The sequence below is a fragment of the Massilia sp. CT11-108 genome (genome assembly GCF_047302915.1).
GTDB lineage: Bacteria > Pseudomonadota > Gammaproteobacteria > Burkholderiales > Burkholderiaceae_D > Telluria > Telluria orientalis.
Genome location: NZ_JBKYMO010000077.1, coordinates 1 through 16,692, shown reverse-complemented (window position 1 = coordinate 16,692; position 16,692 = coordinate 1). Strand labels below are relative to the sequence as shown.

The 16,692-nt window shown below is 67.8% G+C and carries 15 protein-coding genes; 6 read left to right on the top strand and 9 right to left on the bottom strand.

Going from position 1 to position 16,692, the window contains the following annotated elements:
• The 3 genes from ACEN88_RS09335 to modA all read right to left on the bottom strand — a co-directional run.
• Positions 1 to 437, bottom strand: a 437-nt coding sequence (locus tag ACEN88_RS09335) for an ATP-binding cassette domain-containing protein (RefSeq protein WP_413339009.1), incomplete at its 3' end; no start/stop codon positions are given.
• Positions 434 to 1,120, bottom strand: a complete 687-nt coding sequence (gene modB, locus ACEN88_RS09330; RefSeq protein ID WP_413339007.1) for a molybdate ABC transporter permease subunit — start codon at positions 1,118 to 1,120, stop codon at positions 434 to 436. The genes modB and ACEN88_RS09335, both read right to left, overlap by 4 nt.
• Positions 1,117 to 1,857 carry a molybdate ABC transporter substrate-binding protein gene (gene modA / locus ACEN88_RS09325; protein WP_413339005.1) on the bottom strand — a complete coding sequence of 247 codons (741 nt, stop codon included), beginning with the start codon at positions 1,855 to 1,857 and terminating at the stop codon, positions 1,117 to 1,119. The genes modB and modA overlap by 4 nt, the downstream gene beginning before the upstream one ends.
• Before the next feature lie 106 nt (positions 1,858 to 1,963).
• Here modA and ACEN88_RS09320 point away from each other — a divergent pair, with 106 nt between their 5' ends.
• The gene (locus tag ACEN88_RS09320) at positions 1,964 to 2,731 is read left to right on the top strand and encodes a TOBE domain-containing protein (RefSeq protein ID WP_413339012.1); all 768 of its coding nucleotides are present in this window, start codon (positions 1,964 to 1,966) and stop codon (positions 2,729 to 2,731) included.
• Positions 2,732 to 2,826: 95 nt separating this feature from the next.
• Positions 2,827 to 4,623: a hypothetical protein gene (locus ACEN88_RS09315; RefSeq protein ID WP_413339004.1), complete on the top strand. Its 1,797-nt coding sequence runs from the start codon at positions 2,827 to 2,829 to the stop codon at positions 4,621 to 4,623.
• Between the two features lie 3 nt (positions 4,624 to 4,626).
• On the opposite strand, the gene ACEN88_RS09310 is transcribed toward ACEN88_RS09315, so the two are convergent.
• Positions 4,627 to 4,974 carry a GFA family protein gene (locus ACEN88_RS09310; RefSeq protein WP_413339002.1) on the bottom strand — a complete coding sequence of 116 codons (348 nt, stop codon included), beginning with the start codon at positions 4,972 to 4,974 and terminating at the stop codon, positions 4,627 to 4,629.
• Between the two features lie 154 nt (positions 4,975 to 5,128).
• Here ACEN88_RS09310 and ACEN88_RS09305 point away from each other — a divergent pair, with 154 nt between their 5' ends.
• Positions 5,129 to 5,497: a hypothetical protein gene (locus ACEN88_RS09305; RefSeq protein WP_413339000.1), complete on the top strand. Its 369-nt coding sequence runs from the start codon at positions 5,129 to 5,131 to the stop codon at positions 5,495 to 5,497.
• A gap of 4 nt (positions 5,498 to 5,501) precedes the next feature.
• Here the strand turns inward: ACEN88_RS09305 and ACEN88_RS09300 are convergent, their stop codons facing one another.
• A complete protein-coding gene (locus tag ACEN88_RS09300; RefSeq protein WP_413338998.1) occupies positions 5,502 to 6,893 on the bottom strand; it encodes a hypothetical protein in 1,392 nt (463 codons plus the stop codon).
• 77 nt (positions 6,894 to 6,970) lie between these two features.
• The gene (gene tssK / locus ACEN88_RS09295; protein ID WP_413339010.1) at positions 6,971 to 8,311 is read right to left on the bottom strand and encodes a type VI secretion system baseplate subunit TssK; all 1,341 of its coding nucleotides are present in this window, start codon (positions 8,309 to 8,311) and stop codon (positions 6,971 to 6,973) included.
• Positions 8,312 to 8,521: 210 nt separating this feature from the next.
• Between tssK and tssE the strand changes: the two genes are divergently transcribed.
• The 3 genes from tssE to tssG are packed head-to-tail and all read left to right on the top strand — an operon-like array spanning position 8,522 to position 11,942.
• The gene (gene tssE, locus ACEN88_RS09290; RefSeq protein WP_413338996.1) at positions 8,522 to 9,025 is read left to right on the top strand and encodes a type VI secretion system baseplate subunit TssE; all 504 of its coding nucleotides are present in this window, start codon (positions 8,522 to 8,524) and stop codon (positions 9,023 to 9,025) included.
• 2 nt (positions 9,026 to 9,027) lie between these two features.
• Positions 9,028 to 10,884 (top strand): type VI secretion system baseplate subunit TssF, encoded by a 1,857-nt coding sequence (gene tssF, locus ACEN88_RS09285; protein ID WP_413338994.1) that lies wholly within the window; start codon positions 9,028 to 9,030, stop codon positions 10,882 to 10,884.
• On the top strand, positions 10,848 to 11,942 hold the full coding sequence (gene tssG, locus ACEN88_RS09280; RefSeq protein WP_413338993.1) for a type VI secretion system baseplate subunit TssG: 1,095 nt from the start codon (positions 10,848 to 10,850) through the stop codon (positions 11,940 to 11,942). Before tssF ends, tssG begins: the two co-directional genes overlap by 37 nt.
• Before the next feature lie 9 nt (positions 11,943 to 11,951).
• Here the strand turns inward: tssG and ACEN88_RS09275 are convergent, their stop codons facing one another.
• From ACEN88_RS09275 to ACEN88_RS09265, 3 genes are all read right to left on the bottom strand, one after another.
• Positions 11,952 to 12,659, bottom strand: coding sequence for an MOSC domain-containing protein (locus ACEN88_RS09275; protein ID WP_413338992.1), 708 nt, complete (start codon positions 12,657 to 12,659; stop codon positions 11,952 to 11,954).
• A gap of 94 nt (positions 12,660 to 12,753) precedes the next feature.
• Entirely contained in the window at positions 12,754 to 15,888 is a 3,135-nt protein-coding gene (locus tag ACEN88_RS09270) for an efflux RND transporter permease subunit (protein WP_413338991.1), read from the bottom strand.
• A 10-nt stretch (positions 15,889 to 15,898) separates the two neighbouring features.
• Positions 15,899 to 16,692, bottom strand: a 794-nt coding sequence (locus ACEN88_RS09265) for an efflux RND transporter periplasmic adaptor subunit (protein ID WP_413338989.1), incomplete at its 5' end; no start/stop codon positions are given.

Sequence of the window (16,692 nt, the reverse complement as noted above, 5' to 3'; positions counted from 1 at the left end):
ATCGCCACGCGCTGGCGCTCGCCGCCCGACAGACCGTCCGGCCGGCGCTCGAGCAGGTTTTCGATGCCCAGCAGGGCCGTCACGGGCTCCAGCGCGAAGCGGCGCTCGTGCACGGGCACGCGCTTGCGGCCGAACTCCAGGTTGGCGCGCACGGACAGGTGCGGGAACAGGCTCGCTTCCTGGAATACATAGCCGACGGCCCGCTGGTGCACGGGGACGAACACGCCGCGCGCATCGTCCTGCCACACCTCGTCGCCGCGCGCGACGATACCGCCGGGCGCGCGTTCCAGGCCGGCGATGGCGCGCAGGACCGTCGTCTTGCCCGAGCCGGAATGACCGAACAGGGCGCTGATGCCGTGCAACGGCAAGTCGAGGTCGACGTCCAGCTGGAACGCGCCACGGTCCATGCGCAGGCGTACGCGCAATCCGTCGGTCATCGGCGCCGTCCTTTCATCGCTTGCGGGTAGAAGGTGTACAGCGCCAGCAGCACGATGAAGCTGAAGGCCAGCATGCCGCCCGCGAGCCAGTGCGCCTGCGCATATTCGAGCGCCTCGACGTGGTCGTAGATCTGCACGGAGACGACGCGCGTCTTGTTCGGGATATTGCCGCCGATCATGAGCACGACGCCGAATTCGCCTACCGTGTGCGCGAAGCCGAGCACGGCGCCGGACAGGAAACCGGGACGCGCCAGCGGCACCGCCACCGACCAGAAGGTGTCCCACGGACTCGCGCGCAAGGTGGCCGCCACTTCCAGCGGCCGCGTGCCGATCGCCTCGAAGGCATTCTGCAGCGGCTGCACGACGAAGGGCAGGGAATAGCACACGGAGGCCAGCACGAGGCCGCCGAACGAGAACGGCAACAAGCCGATGCCGAGCGCCTCCGTCAGCTTGCCGACGGGGCCGTTCGGCCCCAGCAGCAGCAGCAGATAAAAGCCGATCACGGTGGGCGGCAGCACGAGGGGTAGCGCGACGACAGCCCCGACCGCGTGCCGCAGGCGCGAGCGCGTGCGCGCGAGCCACCACGCGATCGGTGTGCCGATCACCAGCAGCAGCAGGGTCACGACGGTCGCCAGCTCCAGCGTCAGGCGGACGGCCGCGAAGTCGGCGGCGTCCAGGGTCACAATGCGTAGCCGTACGAGCGGATGATCTCTCTGGCCTTGTTCGATTTCAGATAGCTTGCCAAAGCCTTCGCGGCCGGATTGGCGCCGCCCCTGGCGAGGATGACGGCGTCCTGGCGAATCGGACCGTGCAGGTTGTCGGGCACGATCCAGCCGGAGCCGGACGCGAATTTACCGTCGCGATAGACCTGCGACAGCGCGACGAAGCCGAGCGGCGCATTGCCCGTGCTGACGAACTGGTGCGTTTGCGCGATGTTCTCGCCCTGCACGAGCTTACCCTGCACGCGGTCGTAGACGCCCAGCTTGTTCAGCGTCTCGATGGCGGCCGCGCCGTACGGGGCCGTCTTCGGGTTGGCGATGGCGAGATGGGCATAGTTCCCCGTCTTGAGGACCTGGCCCTGGCCGTCGACATAGCCGTCCTGCGCGGACCACAGCGCCAGCTTGCCGGTCGCATAGGTAAAACGCGTGCCGGGCACGGTGCGGCGCTCCGCTTCCAGTCTGGCCGGGGTCTCGTCGTCGGCCGCGAGCAGCACCTCGAACGGCGCGCCGTTGACGATCTGGGCGTAGAACTTGCCGGTGGCGCCGAACGCAAGGACGGCCTTGTGGCCCGTGTCCTGTTCGAATGCCGCAGCGATCTTTTGCATCGGCGCGGTGAAGTTGGCGGCGACCGCCACTTGCACCTCGTCCGCCTGGGCGGCGTGGCACGCGATCAGGGCCAGAAGGCCGGCGAGTTGCTTCATGGTCGACTCCAGTTCTTTATCGCTATATAGTAGAGTATATAACGAAACGGAACAGGGCAAAGTGGAAAGCGACAACACAGGCTTCGCGCTGCAGGGCGCCGTCTGGATGACGGTCGGCGGCGAAAAATTCGGCGGCCAGGGACGGGTCGAGCTGCTGGCCGCGATCGGCGAGGCGGGATCGATCAGCCAGGCCGCGAAAGCGGTCGGGATGAGCTACAAGGGGGCGTGGGACGCGATCGACGCGATGAACAACCTGGCCGGCGAAGCGCTGGTGGAACGCGTCGCCGGCGGCAAGGGCGGCGGCGGCACGCGGCTGACGGCGCGCGGCGAACAACTCGTCAGGAACTTCCGGGCGCTCGAGCAACTCCACCAGCAATTCGTGGACCAACTCAACGGACAGGCCGGCAACCTGTCCGCCGACCTGACCCTGATCAGCAGGCTGAACATGAAAACGAGCGCACGCAACCAGTTCTTCGGCACCGTCTCCGGGATCCAGCCCGGCGCCGTCAACGACGAGATCGAACTCGACGTCGCCGGCGGCCACAGAATCGTCGCCATCGTCACGCACGAGAGCACGGCCAGCCTCGGCCTGGCAGCGGGCGCCCAGGCGTTCGCGCTGGTCAAGGCGTCTTCGATCATCCTCATGACGGAAGGCGAGGGTGCGCGCTTCTCGGCCCGCAACCAGCTCGCCGGCACCGTGTCCCTCCTGACGCCGGGCGCCGTCAACACGGAAGTCGTCCTCGACCTGACGGGTGGCGGCAGCATCGCCGCCATCATCACCAACGAGAGCGCGCGAGCGCTCGAGCTGGCCGAGGGCAGGACGGCCACGGCGATGTTCAAGGCGTCCAGCGTGATCGTGGGCGTGCCGGGCTAGGCTGTGTTAGCGCATAATCGACGCATCAAGCACGAGCGTCGACAGCGATGAACGATTTTCTACCGAAAGAATGCGATATCGTGATGGAGGGGGGCGTGACCTCCGGCGTGGTCTACCCCGCGTTCGTGGCGCGGCTGGCCGAAAAGTTCACCTTGCGCTCGATCGGCGGGACGAGCGTCGGCGCCGTGGCGGCCATCGCGGCGGCGGCGGCCCAGTTCAAGCGCAACCGCGTGCGCAAGGACGGGCAGGGCGAGGACGACGGTTTCCATCTCCTGGCCCGGCTGCCCGGCAGCCTGCAGGAAGCCGTCGGCGCGCACACCCGGCTGTTCTCGCTGTTCCAGCCCTGCGCCGCGCTGCGTCCGCACTTCCGCGTGATCGCGGCGGCGCTCAACGAAACGAGCAAGTCGAAAGCCTGCGGCTATCTATCCCTCGCCATGCTGTGGAATTTCCCGCTCGGTGCCGTGGTGGGCGGGGGCATGTGGCTGCTGGGCTTTCTGATCAGCAGCAGCCTGCTCGGCGGACACTGGCCGAGCGTGCCCCTCGTCGGTCTCGCCAGCGTCCTGTGGTTCGGCTTGTGCATGTTCGTGGGCGCGCTGGCCGGGGCGCTGCTGCAGGCCACGTGGTCGGCGTGGCGCGGGCTGCGCGCCAACCGCTGCGGCATCTGCTCCGGCCTGCGCACGTCCGCGGACAATCCGCCCGCGCTGACGGAATGGCTGCATGGCCTCGTGCAGGACATCGCCGGTCTCCCGCTCGACACCCCATTGACGTTCGGGCTGCTGCGCACGTCCGAGCCGCCGATCGAACTGGCCCTGATGACGACGGGCCTCTCCGAACTGCGCGCACACCGGCTGCCGCATTCGAGCGCCGACCTCGTATTCCGCGCCTCGGAAATGGCCGCCCTGTTCCCGCCCGCGATCGTCGACTGGATGACGGCGCACTCGCGCCATACGCGCCACGGCGCACGCACGGTGACGGTACTGGAACGCATGAACGCCGGTGGCGAGGATTACTACTTCATGCCCGATCCGGACGACCTGCCGCTCGTGGTGGCCGCGCGCATGAGCCTCAGTTTTCCCGTGCTGCTGCAGGCCGTACCCCTGTACCGCCTGCGCGCGCTGCCGGTGCATGGGGAAGGCGTCGACCTGCTGCGCGTCTGGTTCTCGGACGGCGGCCTGACCAGCAACTTCCCCATTCACTTTTTCGACAACATCCTCCCGACCCGTCCGACCTTCGGCGTCACCCTGCAGGACGACCTCGCCGACGACGACCCGTTCGACGCGCGCGTGTCTCTCCCGACGAACAACAACACCGGGGTGACGGCCGCGTACATGCCGGTCGACGACACCGACGGCCGCCCGTCGCTGCCGCGCTTCGCGGGCGCCATCCTGCGCACGATCCGCACGTGGCGCGACGAAGCCCTGAAGCGCACCCCGGGCTACCGCGACCGCGTCGTGCAGATCCGCCATACGAAAAAAGAGGGTGGGCTGAACCTGAACATGACGCGCGCCGCCATCGACGTGATGAGCCGCAGCGGAGAAGAGGCGGCGCGCCAGGTGATCGAGCGTTTCCTGAACCCCGTCGAAAAAGAAAACGGCTGGCTGAACCACCGCTGGGTGCGCATGCGCAGCACGGCGGCCGTCCTGCAGGAAACCTTCGCGCCCCTCTCCGAAGCCTGGCACGACGCGCGCCTGACACCCTCGTACGAAGCGCTGTGGATGGCCCACGGCATGGACGCCTTGCCCGCCTACCAGCTCAGCAAGGCCAACCGCACGGCCGGCTTCGCGCTGTGGGAACGCATCGTCGCGCTGCCGCAGGAAGTGGCGCCGGCGGAGCTGTCCGCCCACGCACCGCGGCCGCAGCCGGAACTCGTGATCGCGCCGCGCCTGAACTGAAGGTCAGGCGTCGCGGCCGTCGTAGTGCTGCACGGGAATCGCGTCGAGATCGATACCCTCGATGCAGCGCAGGTTGATGGCCGCCATCGGATTCCCCTTCGGATCGACCCCTTCCGCATACGGATGGATGCCGCACGTGGGACAGAAGCGGTGCTGGATGACGTGCTTGTTGAACGTGTAGGTGGCGGCCGCGTCCTCGGGCGTGCGCAGGCGGAACTGCGCACGCGGCACGAACCAGAGCAGCGATCCCTTGCGCTGGCACATCGAACAATTGCAGGCGAGGGCGCCCTGGATCTCGCCCTCCACTTCATACGCCACCTGGCCGCAGTGGCAGCTGCCTTGATAAATCATGTGTCGTCTCCTCCGTGCGTTGAGTTACGGGACTCATGGTAGCGCAGGATTTTTGCAAGCGCATGTGTCGGGACGCGCGTCCGACACAATCGGACATCGACCTGCGCGCGCAACCCGCTAGAGTGGCCGCATCGTCATCGACAAGGTGCAGACCATGACATCCGGTTTGATCAGGAAGCTCCTCCCGCTGGCCGCCGCCGCGCTTCTCATACCGCTCCCCGCATTTGCGCAAGACGTGAACGTCTGCTCACTCGTCTCCTGCAGCGCCAGCGGCCAGCATGCCGCCGTGCTCGACGAACCGGCGCAACCACGCCGCGCCGCGCGGACGGCTGCAGCGGCACGCCGCCCCGCGCAGGACGACACGACGCGCGATCCGTGGGCACGCCGCTTCCAGGGACGGGAAAACGAAGACGAAGATGTCTGCCTGCTGAACTTCGGCATCGGCGGCCAGCTGGCCAGGAAGGGATCCATCGACAGCCACGTGCTGGGCCGCACGCAGGCATGGCGCGCGCCGGCCCGCTGAGAGTTCAATCCACGGGTTGCACGAGCGTGGCGATGCGGCGGCCCGGCGTCTCGTTGGCGAGGCACAGCACCGGCGCGTGGCGCGCACCCGCGTAGTGCGCGCCCAGCGCGAGCGCCGTCACGAACGGGACGACGCCGCATGCGCCGCTCGATGCCCCGACACGTACGATGTCCGCGCTGCCGTCGAGCTGCCGCATCGTCGTGGCTGCGTATTCCATCAGCTCGTACACCGGGCGCGAGCGGTGGCCGGTATCGGCGACGATCATCGCCACGCCATCCGCACCGGCACCTGCATCGGCGAGCGTGCGCTCGACGAATCCCGCGAGCACGCGGTCGGTACCGCGCCTGCGTGTGTCGGCCGGCTCCGCGACCTGCACTTCCGCGAGCGGCGCGAGCAGCGCCACCGCCTGGCCATCGGATGCCCCGGCCAGCGCCGCGCCGCCCAGCAATAGGCCGGCGGCGCCCTCGCCCGGCATCAACCCCTGCGGCTGCGCGGCCGTGAACAAGACCTGTTCCGACGCCCAGCGTGCGACCGTTGCCTCGCCCACATGGGACGCTGCCGCCACCACGAGCGTGACACCGGGCGCTGCGCCGGCCGCAGTAATGCCGGTCACGGGATCGGTGCCGCACATGGCCGCACCGATCTCGCCACGCCATCCGGCCTGCGCCGCCGCATGCCGCAGCCACGCCGCAGCGGCATCGCGCTGTCCCTCGGACCAATCCGCAGGCAGCAGCGGCAGCACCTGGAGCCCGGGCATGGCATCGTCGCGCACGGCCCACTCGATCGCGGCACGTCCCGCGAGTTCCGCGACCACGCTGCTTGCCAGCGTCAGCGCGCGCCACTGCTCGTCGCTGAAGTTTGCCTCACTGGCTCCGTGCGCCGCCAGCCAGTCGGTGATGTCTTCCCGCAGCGCCTCGTCTAGCGCGTCCTCGCAGCGCGCGCACATCACGGGGAAGCCGTCGTCGTCGACGAGTTCCCGGTCCAGACCCGGGCGTGCCTTGTTGTCCGCGATGGCGGCCGCCAGTTCTTCGGCGGACACACCCTGCGGAGCGCGCAGTGCCGTCGCGAGGATCGCCAGGTGCCGCGCGTGCGCCGGGCGCGTGGCGGCGCTGGCCGGTCGTGCGGGTGCGGCGGGCAGCGCGTCGGCCTGGACGGTGGTGCTGCGTTGCGCGATCCGTTTGTATCCGATGAAGCCCGCCAGCAGCAGGGCTACAGGCAGGCCGAACAGCACCAGCATCCATTCCGACGTGGCGGGCACGCTCCCGCTCGCGCGCCACCAGACGATCGCGCCGCCCCAGCAGGCGACGAAGACGGTGGCAGCGATGAGGGCCTGCCTGATCCAGCCGGGGACTGTATGGGAAGCGGGGAGCGGTTCGGCGGTAAGAGGTGTCGACATGATGGTGTGGCGTCAAAGTTTGTCGATAGTGGCCTGCTGGCCTGCGATGAGTTCAACGAGGAACATGCACCGCGGACTCACGCAGCGACAGCCAGCAGTTCCAGCTTCAGCCCCTTCATCCCCGACGGCACGTAGATCGCCATCGATTGCGCCTGCAGCATGCGCTCGTACATTTGTCCCTTGGCATCGAGGATGAAATAGCACGTGTCGGGGCGCACTGGCACGGCGGCGGGCAATTGTGGCGCGTATTGCAGGCGCACGCCGGGCAGGGCCGACAGCACGCATTTCTCGACGTCGTCCGGCGCGCCGACCTTGAAACGCAGCGGCACGGTGTCGACGAGTTCCAGCGTCGGGATATCGGCCGAGACGGCGACGTAGAAGGTCGTCTTGTCGTCGATCTTGCCGGAGTCGAGCATGCCGTGGTGGTACGACGGCCGCACTTCGTTCAGGACAATGGCGAAGTACTTCGACGAGATCACGGTGTCGAGCAGTTCACGGATGATCTGGAACAGCTTGGCAAAGCCGGGACCGGGATCGGCGTGCTGGTACACCGGCAGGTCGGTCAGCGTCCAGCTTTTCGAAAACGTCATCAGCGCGCCGCCCACGCCCAGCAATTGTTCGTGCAGGCGTTCCGGGTGCAGGTCGGGATGGTGCACGTAGTGGGATAGCGATGCGCACGCGGAACTGGCGGTGTGCAATAGCCAGAACGACGACATGTCACCGGAACGGAATTCGATCACGTTGCGGCTCGGCTCGCGGTGGTGGCCATACAGCGAACTCACCTTGGCCTGCAGCGCCTCGAGCAGGCGGCGCACCTGCTGGAACAGGGCGGGTGCGGCACCCACCGACAGGCTGGGCGGCAGGAAGGACGGGTCCATCTCGAAGCCGCCGGACGGGGCGCGCCGCAGGCGCAGCACCGGAAAGCTGAGGTAGGCGTCGCGCGGCTCGAATTCCGGGACGAGACGCACGGTTTTCCTGAGGTAGGACACGGACGCCGGCGCCGCTTGCGTGTAGAGGTCGGGCGTTTCCTCATTGGTTTGCACGAAGCGGACCGTCTTGGTCGGCTGGCCCGGCTGGGCGAAATTGCCGCTGAAGGGTTTGAGGCCGGGCAGGGCGGCGTAATACGTGACGGTTTGCTGGGATTGCGGCAACTGGCTGAGGTCGACGGTGTCGGGCAGTTCGTCGGCACCCGGCGCATCGACCAGTTCGCCGTCCTGGAAGCGCAGTGCGAGTTCGAGGATGCGCAACACGTTGCTGGACAGCGCCTCGCGGTCGATCTGCAGTGTTTCGATGCCCCAGGCATACGGGTGTACGGCCCGGATGCTCTTGTACAGGCGGTGTTCATGGTACTGGTCCTGGCGCTGGAAATGCTGCGGACGCAGGAGCAGACCCTCTCCCCACAATACTTTGCTGGCCATGTTGCCGATCATCGTGCTCGTCATGCATGTCCTCCAGTCATTGACTTGTCCCAAGTCGATCACCTTAGTCCTTCATGACGGTTTTTTTTCTGCTATGACCTGCAGTTTTGCTACTGCTCAAAGTAACCGTGGGTCTTGCCCAACTGAACTATTTTTTCGCGCCCGACTGTGTAAAGATGCCCGCTTGCGCCGCCGGCATGGAGGAGTTCGATGGAAGGATTCACGCCTGGTTTTTTCGACCGTCTGCTGGGCACATCGGTGCGCGGCGCCGGTAACGCCTCCGTCTCGCGCATCACCGCCGAGGATTTCAAGGATGCCGTCGCGCGCGACCTCGAGGCGTTGTTGAACACGCGCTCCGTCATTCCCGAAAATTCACTGCAGGGTTTCCCCGAGTGCAGCGAGTCGCTCGTGACCTACGGCTTGACGGATTTCGCCGACCGCTCGCTGTCGAGCCCGAGCGACCGCGCTTACATCTGCGACTGCCTCGAAAAAACCATCGCCCGCCATGAACCGCGCCTGCGCAACGTGAAGGCGGTACTCGAAGTGCGCGACGAGAGTGCGGTGAACCGCCTGAAGTTTTCGATCACGGCGGTGCTCGTCGCCAGCGCATCGGAAGAACCGGTCAATTTCGACGCGCTGCTGCAGCCGTCGACCCTGCAATACAGCATCAACAAGGCGGGCAGGGCGTCGCCGGCCGCGTCCGCGCGAGGCTAAGCTTGGAACAATTGCTACCGTATTACGAGCGCGAGCTCGGCCACTTGCGCCGTCACCTGCGCGAATTCGCCGAGCGCTATCCGAAGATCGCGGGCCGCCTGCTCATCAGCGGCGAAGTGTGCGAAGACCCGCACACCGAACGCATGATCGAATCGTTCGCGCTGCTGAACGCGCGTATCGCGAAGCGGCTCGATGACGACTATCCCGAATTCACGGAAGCGCTGTTCGACGTCCTGTACCCCCATTACCTGCGCCCGTTTCCCTCCTGTTCGATCGCCCAGATGGATTTCGGGGGGACCGCCAACCAGCAGACGGGCATCGGCGTCCTCCCGCGCGGCACCGCGCTGAGTACGCGGCCCGTGCGCGGCGCGGCCTGCACGTTCCGCACCGTTTATCCCGTCACCGTCGCGCCGCTTGCGCTCACCAGGGCCGCGTTCTCCGCCATCATCGACCATCCGGAAGCCGTACGCCTGCCGGAAGGCGCCGGCTCCGGCCTGAGCCTGACGCTCACCGCCACGGCCGACCAGTTGCGCCTCGGCCGGCTGGCCCTGCCGCGCCTGCGCGTGTTCATCGACGGCGAACCGTCGTTCTGCGCGGCGTTGCGCGACACGTTGTTCATGCGGGCCGCGGGCGCATACGTCGAGGCGGACCGCAATGGCCGCTGGTTTCCCCTGGGCGCGATCCCGATCGAGCCCGCCGGCTTCGCCGACGACGAAGCCCTGATCGATTTTCCCGCGCGCTCGCATGCCGCTTACCGCCTGCTGACGGAGTACTTCTGCTTCCCCGACAAGTTCAACTTTTTCGACATCGACTTGGCCGCACTCATGGCCGCGCTGCCGACCGCGCTGGCGGCCGGCGCGACGACGGTGACGCTGCACCTGGCGCTGGCGGGCCTGCGCGCGGATTCGAACACGGCGCGCATGCTCGGCACGCTGTCGACCAACAACCTGCTGCTCGGCTGCACGCCCGTCATCAACCTGTTCCCGCAGCGCGGCGAGCCGATCCGCCTGACCCACGCGAGCGCCAGCTACCCCGTGCTGGCCGACGCACGCCGCGCCTTCGCCTACGAAGTGCAATCCATCGAATCCGTCAACCTCGTGCGCCAGACGCCGCAGGGAGAAACCGTCGTCGAATTCCACCCGTTTTACTCGCTCAAGCACGCCCAGACGCCCGAGCGGAACGGGCATTACTGGGTGCTGCGGCGCGACGAGACGCTGGCCGAGCGCAGCCCCGGGTACGAGACACAGATCGCCATCGTCGACATCGACTTCGATCCGGCCGCCGTCGAGACGCAAACGCTGAACATCGAACTCATCTGCAGCAACCGCGACCTGCCGGCCTCACTCTCCTATGGCCAGCTCGGCGGCGATTTGTTCCTCGAAGGCGGCTCGAGCATGAAGACGATCCACTTCCTGCGCAAGCCCACCATCACCTACCGCTTCGAGAGCGCCCGCAGCGCCCATTGGCGCCTGATCTCGCACCTGACGCTGAACCATTTGTCACTGGCAAACGGCGGCGTCGACGCCTTCCGCGAGATGCTCGCCCTGTACGACCTGCCCCGTTCGCCATCGTCGCAGCGCCAGATCGGCGGCATTGCCGGCATCGAACAACGTACCGCCAGCGCGTGGATGGCGGGCAATCCGTTCACCTGCCTCGTGCGCGGCGTGGAAGTGCGCATCCTCATCGACGAGGAAGCCTTCGTCGGCAGCGGCATCTACGCATTCGCCCACATCATCGAACGGTTTCTCGCCCTGTACGTGCACGCCAACAGCTTCACGCAACTGGTGGTGGTGTCCAATAAAACCGGAGAGGAATTATTGAAATGCCTACCGAGAAGCGGCGATTTGAGCCTGCTGTAATCGAGCGCCTGTTCAGGGAACCCTATCGTTTCGAGTACTTCCAGGCCGTGCGCATGCTCGAGCTCTGGCTCAAGCGGCACGGCAGCCCCCAGCACGACGCCATCGCGCATTACGTGCGCTTCCAGAACTCGACGTCGCTGGGATTTCCGGCCAGCCAGCTGGAAGCCATCCAGCCCGAGCCGCGCGACCTCGACCGCGGCGCGCACGCGCTCGGCAAGGCATTGCAGGAAGCCAGGCTCACCTACATCCGCGTCACCCCCTCCTTCATGGGCCTGTTGAGCGCCACCGGCGTGCTGCCGGCCCATTACACGGAGCGCATCGCCGACCACCAGCAGCGCCATTCCGACGAAGGTCCACGCGCGCTGCTGGACACGTTCTCGAACCGCTCGCTGGCCCTGTTCTACGCAGCCTGGCGCAAATACCGGCTGCACTTCAAATACCAGCTCGACGGCCAGGACACCTTCCTGCCGCTGCTGCTGGCACTGGCAGGGCTCGGCCACAATGCGCTGCGCCGGCGCCTGACGCATCCCAGGGACGGCGCCCTGCTGGACGAATCGATCGGCTACTTCGCCGCGTCGATCCGCCAGCGCCCGCCCTCGGCCGTACAGATGGGGCGCGTGCTGTCCGAGTATTTCGACCACCCGGTGCGCATCGAGCAATTCGTCGGGGCCTGGTACGACGTGCCGTCCGCCCAGCAGACCGTCCTCGGCCACCCCACCGCCGTGCTGGGCACGAGCGCGATGGCCGGCGACCGCGTGTGGCAGCGCGACCTGCGCCTGCGCGTCGTGGTGGGTCCGCTGGACCACGCCGGTTTCTCGTCGTTCCTGCCGGGTGGCCTCGCGGCGCGCGCCCTCAAAAGCCTGCTGGGCCTGCTGGCCGGCGTCACGCTCGAATACGAGGTCGAACTGATCCTGCGCGGAGAAGCGGTCCGCAGCACCGTCCTCGGCCCCGCGCCGAGCGGGAGACTGGGTTGGGATGCCTGTCTCGTCACCGGACCACAGGCGGATGACCGCGGCGACGTCCGCTACGCCCTGCAGCCGATCGAACAGCTGGCCTGACGGGCAAGCCTACGGCACGACCTCGGCGAAAAACAACCGTTCCACCGGCGCGGGATCGAACAACCCGCGCCCATCCCAGCGCGGCAGGTCGATATCCGCTTGCGAGGGCACGGCCTTGCCCGCGTAGCGCGGCCCCAGCCGGGCGATCATGCCCGGGAAAGCGCGGCAATAGCTGGACGCGATGCCGGCCACCTGGGCCAGCCGCTTATACGTGATCACGCTGGCGGGCGGCAGTGTATCGAGCACATGGACGATGCGCTCGCGCCAGTCGTCCGACCACGCGGGCAGCGGCGCGCCCGCCACGCGGATCCGGTCGCCCGGCCGGATCTCGCCGCCGCGCAGCACACGCGCCAGCATGCCGCGCCGTGTGCCGATGCGCGTCGACAGGCCGGGTTGGTGCGCGTCCAGGTGCCCGCAGGCTTCGCACTGGAACATCAGCCGCAGCAGGGCGCCATCGCCGACCTGCAGCACGGTGCCGGAGACGAGCCGCGACGTGTCGACGTCCACGAGCAGGTTCTCGCGCAGCGTGTGCGGCGGCAGCGCGAACGCGTCGTAAGCATCCGTGCCGGCCAGCAGCAGCTGGCGCGGCGACAGCGGGTCGGCGTACACGTCGCCGTCCAGTCCCTGGTAGGCGATGGCCCTCACGCCGTCCACGCGCACGGGTGGCGCGGCCAGGCTGGGGCGCAGGGCCAGGGCTTCGATCCGTCCGATGTCCATGTGCTTGTCCGTGTTGGTAAGCGATAAGCGATGACAAAGTCTGCCACAGGTGCGGCCGGTCCGGATGGCGTACCGGACGGTCGCACCATGACGCTCAACGATAGGCCGGGTCGCGGGAACTTTCATGCGCCCACGTGTACAAGGCCGGCAGGATCAGCAAGGTCAGCGCCGTCGACGACAGGATGCCGCCGATGACGACCGTCGCCAGCGGCCGCTGCACTTCCGCGCCCGTGCTCGTCGCCAGCGCCATCGGCAAAAAGCCCAGCGAGGCGACGAGCGCCGTCATCAGCACTGCGCGCAAACGTACCTGCGCCCCTTCGCGCATGGCATCTTGCGCGGAGTGGCCCTGGTCGCGCAGCGAACGCACGAACGCCAGCATCACGAGCCCGTTCAGCACGGCCACGCCGGACAGCGCGATGAAGCCGACCGCCGCCGAAATCGACAGCGGCAATCCGCGCAGCCACAGCGCCAGCACGCCGCCCGTCATGGCGAACGGGATGCCGCTGAACACGAGCAGGCCATCCTTCACGCTGCCGAACATCAGGTACAGCAGCGCGAACACGAGCGCCAGTGCGGCCGGCACGACGAGCGCCAGGCGCTGGCCCGCGGCCCGCAGGTTCTCGAATTGTCCGCCGAGACTCAGCCATACGCCCGCCGGCAGTTTCAGCTTGGCCAGGTCGGCTTGCAGCGCGGCGACGAACGACCCGAGATCGCGCCCGCGCACATTGGCCGTGACGACGATGCGGCGCTTGCCGTTCTCGCGGCTGATCTGGTTCGCTTCCGGCACGAAGTCCAACGTGGCGATCTCGGACAGCGGAATGCTGGCGGCCCGCCCATCGCGCGCCGGCAGCGAGATCGGCAGGCGCCGCAGCGTGTCGACATCGTTGCGCGCCCCTTCCGCCAGGCGCACCGTGATCGCGAAGCGGCGGTCGCCTTCGAACACGGTGCCCACGTCGCGGCCGCCGACGAGCGTGCCGAACGCTTCCTGCACGTCCGCCACGTTCAGGCCGTAGCGCGCGGCCTTGATGCGGTCGACGGCCAGGGTCAGCGCCGGTAAACCTCCCGTCTGCTCGATTTTCACTTCGCCGGCGCCCGGCAGCCGATCGAGCACTTGGGCGATGCGCTGGGCCGTCGCGAGCATGGTCGCCGTGTCGTCGCCGAAAACCTTCACGGCCACGTCGCTGCGCACGCCCGAGATCAACTCGTTGAAGCGCAGCTGGATCGGTTGCGAGAACTCGTAGTTGTTGCCGGGGATGCGGTTGGCCGCTTCCGCGATCGCGGCCACGAGCTCGGCATGCGTTCGTCTCGGCTTCGGCCACTGGTTTTCCGGACGCAGGATCAAATAGCTGTCGGCAGCATTCGGCGGCATCGGGTCCGTCGCCACCTCGGCCGTGCCGATGCGCGCGAACACGCGTTCGATCTCGGGGAATTCGCGCAGCAGGGCGGTCTCCAACTGCTGCTGCATCGCCACCGATTGCTGCAGGCTCGTGCCGGGAATCCGCAAGGTCATCACGGCGAGATCGCCCTCGTTCAGGTTCGGCGCGAATTCGGTGCCGAGGCGGGTCGCCAGCAAGCCTGTCAGCAGCACGGACAGCACGGCGAAGGTCAGGGCGACCGGGCGGTTGCGCAGGGTCCAGTCCAGCAGCGGCCGGTACCAGTCGCGCGCCTTGTGCATCATGCGGTTGTCGTGTTCGGCCACGTTGCCGCTGACGAACAATGCGACGGCAGCCGGCACGAACGTCACGGACAGGATCATCGCGCCGACGAGCGCCATCACGACCGTGAGCGCCATCGGATGAAACATCTTGCCTTCGATGCCGGACAGTGCGAGCAGGGGCAGATAGACCGTCATGATGATCACCTGGCCAAACAGCAGCGGCCGCCTCGCTTCCGCCGCGGCAAGCGCCACCTCCGTGCGGCGTTCCGCGCCAGTCAATGGCCGCCCGACCTCGGCCTGGGCGATCCCGAGCCGGCGGATGCAGTTCTCGACGATGACGACGGCGCCGTCGATGATGATGCCGAAGTCGAGCGCGCCGAGGCTCATCAGGTTGGCGCTGACGCCCGCCTGCACCATGCCCGTGAACACGAGCAGCATCGTGAGCGGGATGACGAGCGCCGTCACGAGCGCCGCGCGCAGATTGCCGAGAAAAGCGAACAGGATCGCGATGACGAGCAGCGCCCCTTCGACGAGGTTGTTGCGGACGGTGCGAATCGCCTTGTTCACCAGCACGGCGCGGTCGTACACCGGCAAAGCCTGCACACCCGGCGGCAGCGAACGGTTGACCTCGTCCAGCTTGCGGCGCGCGCTGTCCGCGACGGCGCGGCTGTTCTGGCCGATCAGCATGAAGACGGCGCCCAGCACCACTTCGCGACCGTTCTCCGTGGCGGCGCCGGTGCGCAGTTCGCGGCCCGGCTCCACGTCGGCCACGTCGCGCACGCGCACGGGTGCGCCGTCGACGACGTCCAGCACGATGTTACGGATCTCCTCCAGCGTTTTCACTTGTCCCGGCGTGCGCACGACGAATTGTTCGCCACCGCGCTCGATATAGCCGGCGCCCGCGTTGACGTTGTTGCGGTCGATGGCATTGACCAGGGTCGCCAGCGACAGCCCGCGCGCAGTGAGCTTCGCCATGTCCGGCGCGACCTGGTACTCCTTCAGGTAGCCGCCAATGGTGTTCACTTCCGTCACGCCCGCGACGCCGCGCAGTTGCGGCGCCACGATCCAGTCCTGGATCTCGCGCAGGTCGGCCGGAGAATAGGGCGTGCCGTCCGGTTTCAATGCGTCCGGGCGCGCTTCGACCGTCCAGTAAAAGATCTCGCCCAGGCCCGTCGCGATCGGCCCCAGCGCGGGATCGGCCTGGTCCGGCAGCCGGCTTTTCGCCTGTTGCAGCCGCTCGCTCACGAGCTGGCGGGCGAAATAGATGTCGGTGCCTTCCTTGAAGACGACGGTGACCTGCGACAGGCCGTAGCGCGACAGCGACCGCGTCTGCTCGAGCCGGGGCAGGCCGCTCATCGCCGACTCGATGGGGAAGGTGATGCGCTGCTCGACTTCCAGCGGAGAATAGCCCTGCGCGGCCGTGTTGATCTGCACCTGCACGTTCGTGATGTCGGGCACGGCGTCGATCGGCAGGCGCTGGTAGTTGACCACGCCCAGGCCGGCGAGGGCGAGGACCGCGAGCACGACCAGCCAGCGGCGCGCGATGGCGAATGCGATAAGTTGTTGGAACATGGGCGCCTCGTCAGTCGTCGTGTTCGGCTTCGCTCTTGCCGAGGTCCGCCTTCAGCAGGAAGCTGCCGCCGGCCGCGACGACATCCCCCGCCGCCAGCCCGCGCACGATCTCGATCCGCTTGCCGTCCGAGCGCCCGGGCACGACGTCGCGCAGCGTGAATCCGGCCTTCGTGCGGACGAACACGACGCTGTGCTCGTGGATCGTCTGAATGGCATCGCCGGACACGGTCACCGGCACCTGCGCCTGCGGCCCCATCAGGTCGACGCTGGCCAGCATGCCCGGCCGCAGGCGCGCGTCGCGGTTCGGCAGGACGATGCGTGCCGTCGCCATGCGCGTCGTCTCGCCGAGGACGGGGCCGACGAATGCGACGGTGCCGTCGATCTCGCCCGGTTGCGTGCCCACGCTGATCTTCGCCGCCATGCCCGCCCCGACCTGGCCCAGGCTGTCGGCGGGTACGGCCGCTTCGATCCACACGTGCGACAGGTCGGCGATGGTCAGCAACGGCTTCGTTTCGTCGACCGCCTGGCCCGCGACGGCCGGCTTCTCGACGACGACGCCGTTCAGCGGTGCGCGCATCGTCACGCTGCTGGACACGCCGCCGCCCGCTTCGATGCCCAGGGCGGCCAGGCGCTGTGCCGCCGCCTGTGCGGCGATCTCCGCTTCCCGCATCGCCGTCGCCGCGGCTTCCAGATCCTGGCGGGCCGAGATGCGCTCGTCCCACAGCGCCTTTTCGCGCTGGTACGTCGTGCGGGCGAGCTGCAGCCGTTGGCGCGCGCTGGCGGCGTCGGCGCGCCACTGCGCGA

Excerpts from the sequence above, each read along its gene's own strand:
- modA (WP_413339005.1), bottom strand. The coding sequence starts at position 1,857 with ATGAAGCAACTCGCCGGCCTTCTGGCCCTGATCGCGTGCCACGCCGCC.
- tssE (WP_413338996.1), top strand. The coding sequence starts at position 8,522 with ATGGAAGGATTCACGCCTGGTTTTTTCGACCGTCTGCTGGGCACATCG.
- ACEN88_RS09310 (WP_413339002.1), bottom strand. The coding sequence starts at position 4,974 with ATGATTTATCAAGGCAGCTGCCACTGCGGCCAGGTGGCGTATGAAGTG.
- ACEN88_RS09305 (WP_413339000.1), top strand. The coding sequence starts at position 5,129 with ATGACATCCGGTTTGATCAGGAAGCTCCTCCCGCTGGCCGCCGCCGCG.
- ACEN88_RS09270 (WP_413338991.1), bottom strand. The coding sequence starts at position 15,888 with ATGTTCCAACAACTTATCGCATTCGCCATCGCGCGCCGCTGGCTGGTC.
- ACEN88_RS09300 (WP_413338998.1), bottom strand. The coding sequence starts at position 6,893 with ATGTCGACACCTCTTACCGCCGAACCGCTCCCCGCTTCCCATACAGTC.
- ACEN88_RS09275 (WP_413338992.1), bottom strand. The coding sequence starts at position 12,659 with ATGGACATCGGACGGATCGAAGCCCTGGCCCTGCGCCCCAGCCTGGCC.
- ACEN88_RS09320 (WP_413339012.1), top strand. The coding sequence starts at position 1,964 with ATGACGGTCGGCGGCGAAAAATTCGGCGGCCAGGGACGGGTCGAGCTG.
- tssK (WP_413339010.1), bottom strand. The coding sequence starts at position 8,311 with ATGGCCAGCAAAGTATTGTGGGGAGAGGGTCTGCTCCTGCGTCCGCAG.
- tssG (WP_413338993.1), top strand. The coding sequence starts at position 10,848 with ATGCCTACCGAGAAGCGGCGATTTGAGCCTGCTGTAATCGAGCGCCTG.